The sequence below is a fragment of the Kitasatospora sp. NPDC093679 genome, assembly GCF_040683455.1.
Taxonomy (GTDB): Bacteria; Actinomycetota; Actinomycetes; order Streptomycetales; family Streptomycetaceae; genus Kitasatospora; species Kitasatospora arboriphila.
In genome coordinates this window covers 1-17324 of sequence record NZ_JBFBDW010000016.1, presented here as the reverse complement: position 1 = coordinate 17324, position 17324 = coordinate 1, and the positions used below count along the sequence as shown (strand labels likewise).

Genomic DNA, 17324 nt, shown 5'->3' with positions numbered 1-17324 from the left:
AGCACACAGCGCGAGAGGAGGCGGTCACCATGCGGGTCGAGCGCGACTACCGATGCTCCCCACGACCGTCCTCCCGACGCACCGCCGCCTGAGCGCGGCCCCACAGCCTTCCCCGAGCCGCACCGGGACTCATCGCGCGGCACCCCCCTACGCTGGAAACAAGCGACCTGTGGAGGTCGAATCACCATGTCGTACACCGAGGTACCCGGCATCCGCGTGCCCATCCGGATGTGGACCGACCCGGCCACCGTCGAGGGCCAGGCCATGCAGCAGCTGCGCAACATCAGCTCGCTCCCGTGGCTGCACGGCCTCGCCGTGATGCCCGACGTGCACCTGGGCAAGGGCGCGACGGTCGGCTCCGTGATCGCCATGAAGGGCGCCGTCTGCCCGGCCGCGGTCGGCGTCGACATCGGCTGCGGAATGACCGCCGTCAAGACCTCGCTCACCGCGAAGGACCTGCCGGACGACCTGTCCCGGCTCCGTTCCAAGATCGAGCAGGCGATCCCGGTCGGCCGCGGCCTGCACACCGACCCGGTCGACCCGGGCAAGCTGCACGACCTCGCCACCGGCGGCTGGGACCGCTTCTGGGACGGCTTCGACGGCATCGCCCCGGAGGTCCGCTGGAAGCGCGAGCGGGCGGCCCAGCAGATGGGTTCGCTCGGGTCGGGGAATCATTTTGTGGAAGTGTGTGTCGATGCGTCCGGTTCGGTGTGGCTGATGCTGCACTCCGGCTCGCGCAACATCGGCAAGGAGCTCGCCGAGCACCACATGGGCGTCGCCCGGTCGCTGCCGCACAACCAGGGCCTGATCGACCGCGACCTCGCGGTGTTCATCGCGGACACCCCGCAGATGAACGCCTACCGCCAGGACCTGTTCTGGGCGCAGGACTACGCCAAGCGCAACCGGGCGATCATGATGGCGCTCTTCCAGGACGTCGTCCGGCGGGAGTTCCCGAAGGCGAAGGTGGCCTTCGACCAGATGATCAGCTGCCACCACAACTACGTGGCGGAGGAGCGGTACGACGGCGTCGACCTGCTGGTCACCCGCAAGGGTGCGATCCGGGCCGGCTCCGGCGACTACGGGATCATCCCGGGTTCGATGGGCACCGGTTCGTACATCGTCCGCGGTCTCGGCAACGACGCCGCGTTCAACTCGGCCTCGCACGGCGCCGGCCGCAAGATGAGCCGCACCGCGGCCAAGAAGCGGTTCACCACGCGCGACCTGGTCGAGCAGACCAAGGGCGTGGAGTGCCGCAAGGACTCCGGCGTCGTCGACGAGATCCCGGGCGCGTACAAGTCCATCGAGAAGGTGATGGACCAGCAGCGCGACCTGGTCGAGGTGGTCGCCCACCTCAAGCAGGTCGTCTGCGTGAAGGGTTGAGCTCGGGCCGGGGTGCGCGGGGGGCGCACCCCGGCCTTTCGAGGTCGAATCCGGTCATGGCGCCGGCCTGCGCCGGGTGGTCCCGGCGGCGGGTCGGTTCGTCGGCGGATCATCCGACGGTGCGGTGGTCCTCACGTCGAAATGTCGGATCGTGGACCCCGGCGGGGTGGTGCGGGCGGCCGGGGACACAATGGCCGCGTGGACTACCAGGGACTTCTGCGGGAATCGATGGAGACCGCGCGCGCGGCGCCGGCGCGCGGGCGCTCGGCGGACTACATCCCGGCGCTGGCGAAGGCCGATCCGGAGGCCTTCGGGATGGCGATCGCGACGGTGGACGGCGGTGTGTTCGGGGCGGGCTCCTGGGAGGAGCCGTTCTCGATCCAGTCGGTGTCCAAGCTGTTCACGCTGGCGCTGGCCCTCGCGGAGGGCGGCGACGGGCTGTGGCGCGGGGTGGGCCGGGAGCCGTCCGGGAACCCGTTCAACTCGCTGGTGCAGCTGGAGACCGAGCAGGGGATCCCGCGCAATCCGTTCATCAACGCGGGCGCCCTGGTGGTGACGGACCGTCTGCTGGAGCTGACGGGCGACGCGGTGGGGACGGTCCGCGAGTTCCTCCGGCGGGAGTCGGGGAACGACGCGGTGGCCACGGACGACACGGTGGCGGCCTCGGAGGCGCGGCACGGCCACCGCAACGCGGCGATGGCGCACTTCATGGCGAGCTACGGCAACCTGCGCAACCCGGTGGACAGCGTGCTGGCGCACTACTACGCGCACTGCGCGATCACGGCGAGCTGCCGGGACCTGGCGCTGGCGGGGCTGTTCCTGGCGCGGCACGGGGTGCGGGTGGACGGTTCGCGACTGCTGACCCGCAGCGAGGCGAAGCGGATCAACGCGGTGATGCTGACCTGCGGGACGTACGACGCGGCGGGGGAGTTCGCCTACCGGGTGGGGCTGCCGGGCAAGAGCGGTGTCGGCGGGGGCGTGCTGGCGGTGCTGCCGGGCCGGGGCGCGGTGTGCGCGTGGAGCCCGGGCCTGGACGCGGCGGGGAACTCGGTGCTGGGGGTGGCGGCGCTGGACGCGCTGACCACGGCGACCGGCTGGTCGGTCTTCTGACGGCACCCGGCAGGGCGAAGGGGTGCACCCGGCGGGAGACCGCCGTGGTGCACCCCTTCCGCGTAGCCGCGGTCAGGCCGCGGGGAGCTCGTCGAGGCCCTCCTGGACGAGCTTGGCGAGGCGGTCGAGGGCCTGGTCGGCGCCGTCGGCCTCGGAGGCCAGGACGACGGTGTCGCCGCCGGCGGCACCGAGGGTGAGCAGGCCGAGCATGGAGCCGGCGTTCACGGGGTTGCCGCCGTCCTTGGCGATGGTGACGGGCACGCCCGTGGAGGTGACGGCGCGGACGAAGATGGAGGCGGGACGGGCGTGGAGGCCTTCGGCCCAACCGACGGTGACGCGGCGCTCTGCCATGGGACGTGCCTTTCGGTGGTGCTGGGTGGAGCCAGTTGTCTAGACCAGTGTCGCACGTCCGTCGCACGTCCGGAACGGTGCGGCACCCCCTCGTTCCCACCTTGGCCCCGCCGGTCCGGCACCGCCGGGCGGCTCGCCGCGGCCCCCGCCGGATAACCTGGCGGTTGTGGACGACTCCGGGACTTCACCGCGCACCGAACCGGCCACCGAGCCGGGCACCGAACCGGCCACCGAGCCGGGCACCGAACCGGCCGACGAGACCGGCTACCCCCAGCACTGGGAGGCCGACGTCCTGCTGCGCGACGGCGGCGCGGCCCGGATCCGGCCGATCACCCCGACCGACGCCGAGCGGCTGGTCGAGTTCTACGAGCAGGTCTCCGAGCAGTCGAAGTACTTCCGCTTCTTCGCCCCGTACCCGCGACTGTCCGACAAGGACGTGCGGCGCTTCACCCACCACGACTACGTGAACCGGGTGGGCCTGGCGGCGGTGGTGCGGGACCGGTTCATCGCCACCGTCCGCTACGACCGGATCGACAGGGACGGCCGCCCCTCCACCACCGGCACCGACGCCGAGGTGGCCTTCCTGGTGCAGGACGCCCACCAGGGCCGCGGCGTCGCCTCGGCGCTGCTGGAGCACATCGCGGCGGTCGCCCAGGAGCGCGGCATCCGCCGGTTCACCGCGGAGGTGCTGCCGGAGAACCGCAAGATGGTGAAGGTCTTCACCGACGCCGGCTACACCCAGCACCGCAGCTTCGCCGACGGCGTGGTGCACCTGGAGTTCGACCTGGAGCCGACGGCGGCCTCGCTGGCGGTGATGCGCGGCCGCGAGCACCGGGCCGAGGCCCGCTCGGTCCAGCGGCTGCTGACGCCGCGGTCGGTGGCGGTGGTCGGGGTGTCGCGCAATCCGCAGTCGGTGGGGCGCGGCCTGCTGCGCAGCCTGGCCGGGTTCCGCGGCGAGCTGTACGCGGTGAACCGGAGCGCGCCGGACGGGACGGTGCTGGACGGGGTGCCGGTGCACCGGTCGCTGCTGGAGATCCCGGGGCCGGTGGACCTGGCGCTGGTGGCGGTGCCGGAGGCGGCCGTCCCGGCGGTGGTGGCGGACTGCGGCGCGCACGGGGTGCAGGGCCTGGTGGTGGTGACGGCCGGGTACGCGGAGACCGGTCCGGAGGGGCGGGACCGGCAGCGGGCGCTGGTGCGGCAGGCGCGGGCGGCGGGGATGCGGGTGGTGGGCCCGAACGCCTTCGGGCTGGTGTCGACGGATCCGGAGCGGCCGCTGAACGCGTCGCTGGCGCCGGTGCTGCCGGCCCGCGGCCCGTTCGGGGTGTTCTGCCAGTCGGGGGCGATCGGGGTGGCGCTGCTGGAGGCGGCGCACCGGCGGGGCCTCGGGGTGTCGTCGTTCGCCTCGGTGGGGAACCGGGCGGACGTGTCGGGCAACGACATGCTGCAGTTCTGGGAGGAGGACGCCGCCACCGAGGTGGTGCTGATGTACATGGAGTCGTTCGGCAATCCGCGGAAGTTCACGCGGATCGCCCGGCGGCTGGCCGCGTCGAAGCCGGTGGTGGTGGTCAAGGGGGCGCGGCACACCGGGAGCCTGCCGCCGGGGCACGCGGTGCAGCCGGCGTCGAGCCGGCTGCGGGACGCGACGGTGGACGCGCTGTTCCGGCAGGCCGGGGTGGTGCGGGTGGAGACGATCACCGACCTGTTCGACACGGGCGAGCTGCTGGCGGGCCAGCCGCTGCCGGCGGGCGACCGGGTGGCGGTGGTGGGGAACTCTGACTCGCTGGGGCTGCTGACGTACGACGCGTGCCTGGGCAGCGGGCTGCGGCCGCGGTCGCCGGTGGACCTGACGACGGCGGCGACGGGGGAGAACTTCCGGATCGCGCTGGGGACGGCGCTGGGCGACCCGGCGGTGGACGCGGTGATCGCGGTGGCGATCCCGCCGATCGGGGTGCACGGCGGCGGGGCGCCGGAGCCGGACGACGAGCCGGAGGTCGCGGCGGCGCTGCTGGACGCGGGGGAGCGGGCCCGGGAACTGGGCAAGCCGCTGCTGCTGACGCACCTGGCGCTGGGGGGTCTGGCGGAGCGGCTGCGGGCGGGCCGGATCCCGTCGTTCCCGGCGCCGGAGCGGGCGGTGCACGCCCTGGCGAACGCGGTGCACTACGCCGAGTGGCGCCGGCGCAGCGCGGAGGCGGAGCGGACGGCGCGGATCCCCGAGCTGGAGGGGATCGACGAGGCGCGGGCGCGGGCGCTGGTGGAGGGGGCGCTGGGCACACGGCTGGCGGTGGCGGCGCGGACGCAGCCGGGCGGGGCCCGGTTCACGCTGCCGGAGGCGGACGCGGAGGCGCTGCTGGGCTGCTACGGGATCGCGGTGCGGCCGGTGCTGCCGGCGCCGGACGAGGAGTCGGCGGTGCGGGCGGCGCGGCGGCTGGGCTATCCGGTGGCGTTGAAGGCGACGGCGGACCACCTGCGGCACCGGCCGGACCTGGGAAGCGTGCGGCTGGACCTGGACGGCGAGGAGGGGCTGCGGCGGGCGCACCGGGAGCTGGACGCGTTGCTGGGCGGGGCGGCGCAGGCGCGGCTGGTGGTGCAGCAGCTGGCGCCGCGCGGGGTGGACACGGTGATCGGGGCGGCGGTGGATCCGGCGGTGGGCGCGATCCTGAGCTTCGGTCTGGCGGGGGCGCCGGCGGAGTTGCTGGGTGATCTGGCGCACCGCCTGGTGCCGGCGACGGACCGGGACGTGGCGGCGCTGATCCGGGAGGTGCGGGCGGCTCCGCTGCTGTTCGGCTGGCGGGGCGCGGATCCGGTGGACACCGGGGCGCTGGAGGAGTTGCTGCTGCGGGTGTCGCGGCTGGTGGACGACCTGCCGGAGGTGGCGTCGGTGGATCTGGAGCCGGTGGTGGTGGCGCCGCAGGGGCTGGCGGTGCTGGGGGCGGTGGTGCGGATCGCGCCGCTGCCGGTGCGGACGGATCTGGGTCCGCGGGCGATGAGCAGCCTGTAACCTTGCTTGGCTGCGCCGCTCGGCGGCGCTGACCAGCCCCCCGCAGGGCGGGCCCGGCAAGGCGGGTCCGGAAGCTCGGCGCAGTGCCGCCCGCTTCGTCGGCGGGACATGCCAGGATGGAGACATGGCCAAGACCGGTACCACCACCACGCAGGACCTGCGGTCGGCGATCGAGCGCAGCGGCTACTACCCGGCCCTGGTGTCCGAGGCCGTGGAGTCCGCGGTGGGCCCCGAGCCGATCAGCTCCTACCTGGTGCACCAGGAGACGACGTTCGACGCGAACGAGGTCCGCCGGCACGTGACGGTGCTGGTGCTGACCCCGTCGCGCTTCGTGGTGAGCCACACGGACGAGCAGAACGGCGACGCGGCGACCCCCGTGCCGTACGCGACGACGTCGACCGAGAGCGTCCGGTTGGACCGGATCAATTCGGTGGTGGTGAGCCGCATGGTGGCGAACCCGGAGACGTACACGCCGGGGACGCTGCCGCGCGAGGTGGTGCTCACGATCGGCTGGGGTGCGGTGCAGCGCCTGGACCTGGAGCCGGCGGGTTGTTCGGACCCGAATTGCGACGCGGACCACGGGTACACGGGGTCGGCGACGGCGGACGACCTGTCGCTGCGGGTGTCGGAGGCGGGTGACGGTCCGGAGACGGTGTCGCAGGCGCTGGTGTTCGCGCGGGCGCTGTCCGAGGCGACGATCGCCGACCGGGTCTGAGGCCGCCGTCACGCATGCTCGGTTACGACGCCTTCGAGATCCTCGATCCTTCGGACGCCCCGGCTCCGGCGTACGGCTGCGGTTCGCTGGCGGACCTGCTGCCGGCGGTGGCGGCCGGCCTCGGCGTGCCCGGCTTCGAGAGCGGGCTGCTGCTGGAGCCGGCGGACCGGGTCTGCGTGTTCCTGGTGGACGGCATGGGCTGGGAGCTCGTCCGCCGGCATCCGGAGTACGCGCCGTTCCTGACGTCGCTGTCGGCCGGGGCGAGTCCGATCACGTCGGGGTTCCCGTCGACGACGGCGACCTCGCTGGCCTCGGTGGGGACGGGGCTGACGCCCGGGGTGCACGGCCTGGCCGGGTACACGGTGCGGGTTCCGGGCCGGAACGAGCTGATGAACCAGTTGCGCTGGGTGCCGCCGGTGCCGCCGCGGGAGTGGCAGCCGCACCCGACGGTGTTCGAGCGGGTGTCGCGGGCGGGCGTGGCGACGGCGCAGGTGTCCTCGCCGTTGTTCTCGCAGACGCCGTTGACGCAGGTCGCGCTCTCGGGCGGGACGTTCCTGGGCCGGACGACCGGTGAGGAGCGGATGGACGAGGCGGCGCGCTGGCTGGCGGGGAACGACCGGGCGCTGGTCTACACGTACGTGAGCGAGCTGGACGGGGCGGGCCACCGGTTCGGGGTGGACTCGGACGAGTGGCGGATGACGCTGAACACGGTGGACCGGCTGGTGAAGCGGCTGGCGGAGCAGCTGCCGCCGCGGTCGGCGCTGTACGTGACGGCGGACCACGGCATGATCGACATCGCGCCGGAGGACCGGGTCGACTTCGACGAGGACTGGGAGCTGTCGGCGGGCGTGGCGCTGCTGGGCGGCGAGGGCCGGGCGCGGCACGTGTACGCGGTGCCGGGTGCGGCGGCGGACGTCCACGCGGTCTGGAGCGAGGTGCTGGGCGACCGGATGTGGGTGGCCACCCGGGAGCAGGCGGTCGCGGCCGGCTGGTTCGGTCCCGTGGTGGACGAGCGGGTGCTGCCGCGGATCGGCGACGTGGTGGCGGCGGCGCGGGACGACATCGCGGTGGTCGCCTCGCGGAACGAGCCGGGGGAGTCCTCGATGGTCGGCCTGCACGGGTCGATGACCGCGGTGGAGCAGCTGGTGCCGCTGCTCGACGTCCGTACCTGATGCTGTCCGCACCGCCCGTCCCACGATCGAAAGGCCCTCGTCCCACCCATGGCTGAACTGGTGTTCTTCTCGGGCACGATGGACTGCGGCAAGTCGACGCTGGCGCTGCAGATGGACCACAACCACGCGGCGCGCGGCCGCCAGGGCATCATCTTCACCCGGCACGACCGGGCGGGCGCGGCGACGATCTCCAGCCGGCTGGGGCTGCGCGCGGACGCGGTGGAGGTCGCCGACGACTTCGACTTCCAGGCGCACGTGGTGCACCTGCTGTCGGCGGGCGGCAAGGCGGACTACCTGATCTGCGACGAGGCGCAGTTCTTCTCGGCGGAGCAGATCGACCAGTTGGCCCGGGTGGTCGACGAACTCGGCATCGACGTCTACACCTTCGGCATCACGACGGACTTCCGGACGAAGCTGTTCCCGGGGTCGCAGCGGCTGATCGAGCTGGCGGACCGGGTCGAGGTGCTGCAGGTGGAGGCGCTCTGCTGGTGCGGGGCGCGGGCGACGCACAACGCGCGGACGGTCGGCGGGGTGATGGTCGTCGAGGGCGCGCAGGTGGTGGTCGGCGACGTGGCGGTCTCGGAGGACCAGATCGGCTACGAGGTGCTCTGCCGACGCCACCACCGGCGGCGGTTGACGGCGGCGACCGCCCGGGCGTCGGTGCTCTCCCCCGACGTGCTGCCGTTCGAGGGCTGACGGTCCGTCGGCGGCGGCCCGGTCTTGCCACAATGGCGGACATGACTTCCTCGGGTGTTTCCCCGCTGATCTCCGTCGACGAGCTGGCCGCCGCCCTGGCGGGGCCGACGCCGCCCGTCCTGCTCGACGTCCGCTGGCAGTTGGGCGGCCCGCCCGGCGCGGGCGAGTACGCGGCCGGGCACCTGCCCGGTGCGCACTACCTGGACCTGGACACCGAGCTGGCCGCCCCGCCCGGCCCGGCCGGCCGGCATCCGCTGCCCGACCCGGCGGTGCTGGGCGCGGCGCTGCGCCGGGCCGGGGTGTCGGCCGGCCGGCCGGTGGTGGTGTACGACGCGGGCCCGGCGATGTCGGCGGCGCGGGCGTGGTGGCTGCTGCGCTGGGCGGGGCACGACGGGGTGCGGGTGCTGGACGGCGGTCTGGCGGCGTGGCGGGCGGCGGGGCGGCCCGAGTCGGTGGAGCGCCCGGCCGACGGGGCGGGGGACTTCGTGCCGGTGCCCGGGTCGCTGCCGACGGTGGACGCGGACGGTGCGGCGGAGCTCGCGCGCAAGGGCGTGCTGCTGGACGCCCGGGCTGGGGAGCGGTACCGCGGCGAGGTGGAGCCGATCGACCCGCGGGCGGGCCACGTCCCGGGTGCGGTGTCGGCGCCGACGGCGGAGAACGTGGCGGCGGACGGCACCTTCCGTCCCCGGGCGGAGCTGGCGGCGCGGTTCGCCGCGCTCGGTGCGGACGGCTCGGTGCCGCTCGGCGTGTACTGCGGCTCGGGGGTGACGGCGGCGCACGAGCTGCTGGCGCTGGAGAGCGCGGGCATCACCGGCGCGGTGCTCTACCCGGGCTCGTGGAGCGAGTGGTCCGGCGACCCGGCCCGCCCGGCGGCCACCGGCGACCTTCCGGGCTGAGCACGTCGGGGCGGCCACCCGTGCGGGTGGCCGCCCCGACGTGCTCGTAGTCCTGCTACTCCTGCTTCTTGCGCCGGCTGCCGAAGACGATCTCGTCCCAGCTGGGCACGGTGGCGCGGCGGCCGGGGCGGACGCCGTCGGCCTCGGCCTGCCGGTCGGTGGTGCCGACCAGCCGCTCGCGGTGCGGGGCGACCGCCCGCGGCATGAGGATGTCGGCGTAGGCCGACCCGGCGCCGACGCTGGCCGCGGGGGCGGCCGGCTCCTCGGCCTCCTCCGGCTCCTCGGCGGCGATCACCGGCTCCGGCGCGGGGCCGATCGCGAGGTCGCCGCGGTAGGCGGGCACCACGTCGAGCAGGCTGGTCAGCGAGTCGCGGTTCTCCGCGGACGCCTCCCTGGCCTCGCGGACCTCCCGGCCGGACATGATCCGGTCGGCGGAGGGCCGTTCGATCATCGCGCGGGCCGGCCGCTCCTGGGGGAGCCGGGCGATCCGCGGGATGAACGGGAAGACCGAGTCCTCGTCGCGGTCGACGTTCTCGCCGATCAGGGCGCGTGCCTCGTCGTCGTTCGGCTGGACGAGGCGGCGCGGCGGGTCGTACGTCCAGCTGGCGCGGCGGTGCTCGCCGTCCGCGCGGTAGCTGAGGATGACCTCCCAGGTGCCGTCGTCGCGGCGCCAGGAGTCCCACCGCTCGGTGTCCTTCTCGGCGGCGCGCAGGGTCAGCCGCTCGGCCACGGCCTCGCCGAGCTGCGGGCCGGTGGACTCGCCGTGCCGGCGGATCGCGGTCTTGCGGGCGCGTTCGGCCATGAAGGCGCGCTCGGCCAGCACCGGGCCCTCGAAGCGGCGGACCCGTTCGACGGAGATCCCCGCCGCCTGTGCGACCTCCTCCGCGGAGGCACCGGCTCGTATCCGCGCCTGGATGTCACGGGGCCGCAGGTGGCTCTCGACCTCGATCTCGATCTGGCCGAGGCGCGGCCGGTCGCCGCGGACGGCGGCGCGCAGCCGCTCGTCGATGGGGAGGGTGTACTCCGTGCTGTCGGCAGCCTTGAGCACCAGCCGTGTGCCGTCATTGCTGACGGCCACGACGCGCAGTTCGGGCACGGTTACCTCCCGGGTGGTGCCTGCCGACGTCACCTGCGTCGCTGCTCCCGTACTGAGTGTGGCCTGCCCGCCTGCGACTGGCCACAACCTTGCAGAGTTACCCGGCGTGTCGGGCTTACGCCCGGGCACGCCGCTGTGGCACGGTTGCCTGTTCGCCACGTCGCCGGTCGACGTCGCGCCCGGGCCCCTAGGCCACTGTCAGACGGGCAGTCAACAGGAACGCCGAAGGCTCAGGCCCAACGAACAGTACTCCATTCGTGGCACCCAGCGGGGCGGCTCGCCGCTCAAGTCTCCCCCGATTCACCGGAATCTCAAGAGCGGCCACACCGTTGAGCGCTTCGCGATCGCCGAACGGTGATCATCTTCACATATATCGACCGGGCTGAAGCAGAATTTCGCCCGTTGTGTCCCGTGCCGTGCAGGATCGACAGAATTGTTCGAGTCTCCGGCGCGTGAGCGAGGAAACTGCTGCCGATCCTCCGTCAGTCCCCGAGCACCCGGCGGAGGTAGTCGTTGGCGAACACCCGGCCCGGGTCGACCTTGTCCCGCAGCGCCGTGAAGTCGCCGAAGTGCGGGTACGCACCGGCCAGGTACTCGGCGTCGCGGGTGTGCAGCTTGCCCCAGTGCGGGCGTCCCTGGTGCGCCGTCATGAGCCGCTCCACCTCGGTGAAGTAGCCGCTGTCGGCGGTGCCCCGGTACAGGTGGACGGCGACGTACACGCTGTCGCGGCCGCTCGCGGTGGACAGCCACAGGTCGTCCGCGGGCGCCACCCGGACCTCCACCGGGAAGCTGATCCGCCAGTCGGAGCGTTCCACCAGCGCCTTCAGCTCGCGCAGCACGGTGGTCGCGGCCTCCCGCGGCACCGCGTACTCCATCTCGACGAAGCGGACCTTCCGCGGACTGGTGAACACCTTGTACGCGGTGTCGGTGTAGGTGCGCTCGGACCAGGCCCGGCCGGCGACCTGGGCGATGGTCGGGATCGCGGCGGGGAAGCGGCGGCCGACGCGGCAGACGCCCTCCCACACGGTGTTGGACAGGAAGTCGTCGTCCAGCCAGGCCCGGAATCCCGGCAACGGCGCCGCCGGGCCCGGGCTGCGGTTGTTCCGCTTGGTGGTGCACAGATCGGTGTGCGGGAACCAGTAGAACTCGAAGTGCTCGTTGACCGAGGCCAGGTCGTCGAAGCCGGCGAGCACCTCGTCGAAGCGCATCGGCTTCTCGTGCGCGGTCAGCAGGAAGGCCGGCTCCACGGCGAAGGTCAGTGCGCTGACCACGCCGAGCGCGCCGAGGCCGAGCCGGGCCCCCTGGAAGAGCTCGGGGTCCTCGGTCGGGGAGCAGGTGCGGATGCTGCCGTCGGCGAGGACGATCTCCACCGCGCGGATCTGGGCGGCGAGCGAGCCGGAGTCCCGGCCGGTGCCGTGGGTGCCCGTGCTGGTGGCGCCGGCGACGGTCTGCACCTCGATGTCGCCCATGTTGGTCAGCGACAGCCCGGCCGCGGCGAGCAGCCGGTTGAGCCGGGAGAGCGGCAGTCCGGACTCGACGGTGACCGTGCCGGCCTCGCGGTCCAGCGAGCGGACGGCGGTCAGGGCGTCCGGGCGCACCAGCACGGCGTCGCCGGCCGAGGCGATCGCGGTGAAGGAGTGGCCGGAGCCGACCGCCTTGACCCGCTGCCCCTGCTCGGCGGCCCGTCGCACCGTCTCGGCGATCTCCTCGGCGGAGCCGGGAGCGACCGCCCGGGCGGGCCGGGCGGTCTGGTTGCCGGCCCAGTTGCTCCAGGTGCCGGTGGTGGTGCCGTGGGGCATGCCGAGTGCCTCCTGCTCACGAACTACCAGTGGGTAGGGTGAGCGTAGTCACTCGGATGCCCCCGGTCCATGCCCCGAAGGACCCCGTTCGGGCGCTGCTCACCGGGCCGCGGGGGTGCCCACCGGCTCCGGCTCGGGGGCGGCCAGCCCGCCGCGCAGCCGCGGCAGTCCGGCCAGGGCGGCGACCGCGGCGAGCAGGGCGGCCCCGACGGGCACCCAGTAGGCGGTGGCGGCGCCGGCGGCGTCCACCACCCAGCCCGCCGCCGAGGAGCCGAGCGCGACGCCGATCGCGAGGCCGGTGGTCGTCCAGGTCATCCCCTCGGTGAGCTTCGAGGCCGGGACGAGCCGCTCGACCAGCGCCATCGCGGTGATCATCGTCGGGGAGATCGACAGGCCGGCGACGAACAGCGCCGCCCCGATGCCGACCAGGCCGGCCGTGCCGTGCAGCAGGGAGGCGGCCAGCACCAGCGGCAGCATGCCGACCGCCATCGCGCCGACCCCGCCGAGGAACCGGCCGGCCAGCGACCCCCGCGGCCGGAACGCGCCGAACACCACCCCGGCCAGGCAGGAGCCCAGCGCGTACACGGCGAGCACCAGGCTGGAGGCCGCGGTGTGGCCCTGCTCCTTGGCGAAGGCGACGGTGACCACCTCGACCGCGCCGAAGATCGCGCCGGTGGCGACGAAGGTCAGCACCAGCACCTGCAGCCCGGCGGAGCGGATCGCCGACCCGCCGTGGTGGTGCGCGGCCGGATGGACGGGCGGCTCGGTGGAGCGCTGCGCGCAGAACCACACCACGCCGACCAGCAGGAAGACGGCGGCCAGCGCGACGCCGGCCTCCGGGAAGAGCGAGGTGGCGAGCCCGATGGAGAGGATCGGCCCGACGATGAAGCAGACCTCGTCCATCACCGCCTCGAAGGAGTACGCGGTGTGCAGCCGGTCCGGCCGGTCGCTGTACAGGTGCGCCCAGCGGGCGCGGACCATCGACCCGGTGCTCGGCATGACGCCCATGCCGGCGGCGAAGAGGAAGAGCGTCCAGTCGGGGGCGCCGAGCCGGGCGCTGGCCAGCAGGCCCGCCGCGGAGGCCACGGCCGCGGAGGTGGCCGGCAGCGCGACCCGCCGCTGCCCGTGCCGGTCGACCAGGCGGGACACCTGCGGGCCGAGCACCGCCGCGGCCGCCGCGAGGACGGCAGAGACCGCGCCGGCGATCCCGAACGAGCCGCGGAGCTGGGCGAGCATCGTGACGATGCCGATGCCGGTCATGGAGATCGGCAGCCGCGACACGAAGCCGCTGGAGGAGAAGGCCAGACTGCCGGGGGCGGCGAAGATCTGGCGGTAGCTGGACAGCACTGGTGCTCCGCAGGAGTGGGTAAGGAACGTCGTTCGTATGGACAGCTTACGAACAGCCTGCCGCCGCCCGCGAAGACATTTCCGGCGGACGGGTGGCCCGTCACCGGCCGGACCCCGCCGGGTGGCAGGATCGGAGCCATGTCCGACTCGCGCACCGCCACCGACCACGCCCCCTACGACGCGCTCCTGCTGCTCTCCTTCGGAGGTCCGGAGGGACCGGAGGACGTCGTGCCGTTCCTGGAGAACGTGACCCGCGGCCGGGGCATCCCCAAGGAGCGCCTCGCCGAGGTCGGCAAGCACTACTTCCTGTTCGGCGGGGTCAGCCCGATCAACGAGCAGAACCGCGAGCTCCTGGCCGCGCTGCGCAAGGACTTCGCCGACCACGGCCTCGACCTGCCGGTCTACTGGGGCAACCGGAACTGGGCGCCGTACCTGGCCGACACCCTGAAGGAGATCGCCGCCGACGGCCACCGCCGGGTGCTCACCCTCGCCACCAGCGCCTACGCCGGCTACTCCGGCTGCCGCCAGTACCGCGAGAACCTCGCCGACGCCCTCGCCGGGCTCGCCCGCGACGGCCTGCCCGCGCTGCGCGTCGACAAGCTCCGGCACTTCTACAACCACCCCGGCTTCGTCGGCCCGATGATCGACGCGACCCTCGCCGCCCTCGGCGACCTGCCCGAGGAGGTCCGCGCCGGGGCGCACCTCGTCTTCACCACGCACTCGATCCCGAACGCGGCGGCCGACAGCTCCGGCGCCCCCGACGACCCGGCCCGCGGCACCCCCGGCGGCGCCTACGTCGCCCAGCACCTCGACGTCGCCCGGTTGGTCGCCGAGGCCGTCGCCGCGGTCACCGGCGCCGCCGACCGCCCCTGGGAGCTCGTCTACCAGAGCCGCAGCGGCGCCCCGCACGTCCCGTGGCTGGAGCCGGACGTCTGCGACCGGCTGGAGGAGCTCCACGCCGCCGGCGCGCCCGCCGCCGTGATGGTGCCGATCGGCTTCGTCTCCGACCACATGGAGGTCAAGTACGACCTCGACACCGAGGCCGCCGCCAAGGCCGCCGAACTCGGCCTGCCGGTCGCCCGGGCGGCCACCGTCGGCGCCGACCCGAGGTTCGCCGCCGCGGTGCGCGAACTCGTCCTGGAGCGCGCCGCCGCCGAACGCGGGGTCGCGGTCGACCGCCGCGCCCTCGGCACCCTCGGCCCCAGCCACGACGTCTGCGCCGCGGCCTGCTGCCCCAACCCGCGCGCCCCGCGGCCCGCGGCCGCCGAACAGTGACCCGCACCCCGTACCCGGGAGGACCCCGCGTGACCGGCACCGCGCCCACCGACCCGCAGGCCGCCGCGCTGACGGCCGAACTGCTCGCCGTCGCCGAGGAGGCCGCCCGCGCGGCGGCCGAGCTGCTGCACCGCGGCCGCCCGGCCGACCTCGGCGTGGCCGCCACCAAGAGCAGCCCCGTCGACGTGGTCACCGAGATGGACCTCGCCTCCGAGAAGCTCGTCCAGGAGCTGATCGCCGCCCGCCGCCCCGAGGACGGCTACCTCGGCGAGGAGGGCACCGACCGGCCCGGCCGCAGCGGCGTCCGCTGGGTCGTCGACCCGCTCGACGGCACCGTCAACTACCTGTACGGACTGCCCTCCTGGGGCGTCAGCGTGGCCGCCGAACTGGACGGCGAGGCGATCGTCGGGGTCGTCGCCGTGCCCGCCCGTGGCGAGCTCTTCCGGGCCGTCCGCGGCGGCGGCGCCGACCTCGACGGCCGCCCCCTCGCGGTGCGCCCGGCCCCGCCCTGGGGGCAGGCGCTGGTCGCCACCGGCTTCAACTACGTGCAGGCCGAGCGCGCCCACCAGGCCGAAGTGCTGCTCACCCTGATGCCCGAGGTCCGCGACATCCGCCGGGCCGGCGCCGCCGCCGTCGACCTGTGCGACCTCGCCGCCGGCCGGGTCGACGCGTTCTACGAGCGCGGCCTCAAGCCCTGGGACATGGCGGCCGGCCTGCTGATCGCCCGCGAGGCGGGCGCGCTCGCCGGCGGCCGTCCCGGCCGGCCCGCCGACGGCGACCTCGCGGTGGCCGCCGCCCCCGGCGTCTTCGAACCGCTCCAGGCCCGCCTGGACGCCCTCGGCGCCTGGCACGGCTGACCCGGGGCCCGGACACGGCGAAGGGCCCGCCACCACCCCGCGGGGGGCGGTGGCGGGCCCTCGTGGCCGTCGGACGGAGCCGTACGGCCGGGCGCGCCCGGGCAGTGAATGGGCCCTGGCACGCGGGAGGTGCCAGGGCTCGCTGATTCGAACTGCGATGTGGTGCTGCTGTGGTTCGGTCCTGCGGGGCCCCGCGGGGGCGGGGCGGGTGTCGGTCCTGCGGCCGGGTCAGGCAGCCGACCGGTGCATCTCGTGCACCGGGTCGACGCCGTGCTCGGCAGCCAGCCGGCGCAGGTCCTCCAGCTCGGACTGCTCGACCTCGGCCAGGAACTCGTCCCCGGACTCGAGAGCGCGGTGGAGGTCCTGCTCGGCGTTCTGTATGCGCTGCAGGATTCCGGCGGTGAAGGCGTCCATACGGCCCCCTTGCTGTGTCGGACGGGCACGGGTCCGCGTGCTCCCCGGTCGGTGGACGTGCCACGGGACGCCGCACGATCCGGACGTTGCCGGCCCCGGTGGGCGCGGAGACGGCTCGTCGGCCGCTCCCGATGACGTGACCCCCGATCCGGTGCGGATGAGCACGCGGCGGGTGGGTGCGATCCGCGCACGGCGCGATCGCGTGTGAGCTTGTCCTCCCCAACCGCGGGCCGGGGAAACCTCCCCGCCGCCGGAAAGTTGCCCGTGTCACAGTCCAACCGGAGGGAACGCCTTCGCTCCGCCCCGGCACCCGGCCCCCACCCCGGGGCGTCCTCGCAGGTCAACCTACCGGAAGCGGCCCGCCGCGGCCGGGAACGGCTCGGAATCGGCCGCTTACAGCTGCTTTACCCGCGGACCAGGCAGGATGGAGGCACCGTCGGGGCCGTGCCGCAGGGCGCGGCTCCGTGCCCGGCGCACCACGGCCCGCACGGGCGGACAGCACGGCGGGGCCGATCGGATGAAGGGACAACCACCGTGCGGGTACTCGTCGTCGAGGACGAGCAGCTGCTCGCCGAGGCCGTGGCCACCGGGCTGCGCCGCGAGGCCATGGCCGTCGACGTCGTCTACGACGGGGAGGCGGCCCTGCAGCGGATCGCCGTCAACGACTACGACGTGGTCGTCCTCGACCGCGACCTCCCGCTCGTCCACGGCGACGACGTGTGCCGCCGGGTCGTCGAGCAGGGCCTCGCCACCCGCGTCATCATGCTCACCGCCTCCGGCGACATCAGCGACCGCGTCGAGGGCCTGGAGATCGGCGCCGACGACTACCTCCCCAAGCCGTTCGCCTTCAGCGAACTCGTCGCCCGGGTACGGGCGCTGGGCCGCCGCGCCACCGTCCCGCTGCCGCCGGTCCTGGAGCGCGCCGGCATCAGCCTCGACCCCGGCCGCCGCGAGGTGCTCCGCGACGGCAAGCCCGTCCAGCTCGCCCCCAAGGAGTTCGCCGTCCTGGAGGTGCTGATGCGCGCCGGCGGCGCCGTCGTCTCCGCCGAACAGCTCCTGGAGAAGGCCTGGGACGAGCACACCGACCCGTTCACCAACGTCGTCCGCGTCACCGTGATGACCCTGCGCCGCAAGCTCGGCGACCCGGCCGTGATCGTCACCGTGCCCGGCTCCGGCTACCGCATCTGACCCGGCGCGGGCGGGCCGCACCGGCCCGCC

The 17324-nt window shown here is 74.3% G+C and carries 15 protein-coding genes; 10 read left to right on the top strand and 5 right to left on the bottom strand.

The annotated features are described in order from the left end of the window. The first annotated feature begins 186 nt into the window (after positions 1-186). Both AB0O09_RS15965 and AB0O09_RS15960 read left to right on the top strand, forming a co-directional pair. A complete protein-coding gene (locus AB0O09_RS15965; RefSeq protein ID WP_363542289.1) occupies positions 187-1380 on the top strand; it encodes an RtcB family protein in 1194 nt (397 codons plus the stop codon). A 198-nt stretch (positions 1381-1578) separates the two neighbouring features. After that, entirely contained in the window at positions 1579-2490 is a 912-nt protein-coding gene (locus AB0O09_RS15960; protein ID WP_363542288.1) for a glutaminase, read from the top strand. Between the two features lie 72 nt (positions 2491-2562). Here the strand turns inward: AB0O09_RS15960 and AB0O09_RS15955 are convergent, their stop codons facing one another. Then, entirely contained in the window at positions 2563-2841 is a 279-nt protein-coding gene (locus AB0O09_RS15955) for an HPr family phosphocarrier protein (RefSeq protein ID WP_363542287.1), read from the bottom strand. 292 nt (positions 2842-3133) lie between these two features. On the opposite strand from AB0O09_RS15955, the gene AB0O09_RS15950 reads away from it, so the two are divergent. The 5 genes from AB0O09_RS15950 (at position 3134) to AB0O09_RS15930 (ending at position 9318) form a co-directional block, all read left to right on the top strand. Beyond that, positions 3134-5839, top strand: a complete 2706-nt coding sequence (locus AB0O09_RS15950; protein WP_363542366.1) for a GNAT family N-acetyltransferase — start codon at positions 3134-3136, stop codon at positions 5837-5839. Between the two features lie 124 nt (positions 5840-5963). Next, a complete protein-coding gene (locus tag AB0O09_RS15945) occupies positions 5964-6554 on the top strand; it encodes a DUF5998 family protein (protein WP_030277377.1) in 591 nt (196 codons plus the stop codon). Positions 6555-6568: 14 nt separating this feature from the next. Further along, positions 6569-7726 (top strand): nucleotide pyrophosphatase/phosphodiesterase family protein, encoded by a 1158-nt coding sequence (locus AB0O09_RS15940; protein ID WP_363542285.1) that lies wholly within the window; start codon positions 6569-6571, stop codon positions 7724-7726. Positions 7727-7774: 48 nt separating this feature from the next. Further along, complete coding sequence (locus AB0O09_RS15935; protein ID WP_030277373.1) at positions 7775-8422, top strand: thymidine kinase; 648 nt, start codon at positions 7775-7777, stop codon at positions 8420-8422. A gap of 41 nt (positions 8423-8463) precedes the next feature. Further along, complete coding sequence (locus tag AB0O09_RS15930; RefSeq protein ID WP_359981713.1) at positions 8464-9318, top strand: sulfurtransferase; 855 nt, start codon at positions 8464-8466, stop codon at positions 9316-9318. Positions 9319-9373: 55 nt separating this feature from the next. On the opposite strand, the gene sepH is transcribed toward AB0O09_RS15930, so the two are convergent. From sepH to AB0O09_RS15915, 3 genes are all read right to left on the bottom strand, one after another. Then, on the bottom strand, positions 9374-10447 hold the full coding sequence (sepH, locus tag AB0O09_RS15925) for a septation protein SepH (protein ID WP_344623281.1): 1074 nt from the start codon (positions 10445-10447) through the stop codon (positions 9374-9376). A 449-nt stretch (positions 10448-10896) separates the two neighbouring features. Beyond that, positions 10897-12213, bottom strand: a complete 1317-nt coding sequence (locus AB0O09_RS15920) for a D-arabinono-1,4-lactone oxidase (RefSeq protein WP_363542284.1) — start codon at positions 12211-12213, stop codon at positions 10897-10899. 99 nt (positions 12214-12312) lie between these two features. Further along, positions 12313-13560 carry an MFS transporter gene (locus AB0O09_RS15915; RefSeq protein WP_344623283.1) on the bottom strand — a complete coding sequence of 416 codons (1248 nt, stop codon included), beginning with the start codon at positions 13558-13560 and terminating at the stop codon, positions 12313-12315. 138 nt (positions 13561-13698) lie between these two features. Here AB0O09_RS15915 and AB0O09_RS15910 point away from each other — a divergent pair, with 138 nt between their 5' ends. Both AB0O09_RS15910 and AB0O09_RS15905 read left to right on the top strand, forming a co-directional pair. After that, the gene (locus AB0O09_RS15910; protein ID WP_363542283.1) at positions 13699-14835 is read left to right on the top strand and encodes a ferrochelatase; all 1137 of its coding nucleotides are present in this window, start codon (positions 13699-13701) and stop codon (positions 14833-14835) included. Between the two features lie 29 nt (positions 14836-14864). Beyond that, positions 14865-15692, top strand: coding sequence for an inositol monophosphatase family protein (locus AB0O09_RS15905; RefSeq protein WP_363542282.1), 828 nt, complete (start codon positions 14865-14867; stop codon positions 15690-15692). A gap of 228 nt (positions 15693-15920) precedes the next feature. On the opposite strand, the gene AB0O09_RS15900 is transcribed toward AB0O09_RS15905, so the two are convergent. Then, complete coding sequence (locus AB0O09_RS15900) at positions 15921-16106, bottom strand: hypothetical protein (protein ID WP_263103369.1); 186 nt, start codon at positions 16104-16106, stop codon at positions 15921-15923. A gap of 534 nt (positions 16107-16640) precedes the next feature. Here AB0O09_RS15900 and AB0O09_RS15895 point away from each other — a divergent pair. Further along, positions 16641-17294 carry a response regulator transcription factor gene (locus AB0O09_RS15895; RefSeq protein WP_030277361.1) on the top strand — a complete coding sequence of 218 codons (654 nt, stop codon included), beginning with the start codon at positions 16641-16643 and terminating at the stop codon, positions 17292-17294. Positions 17295-17324: the final 30 nt, after the last annotated feature.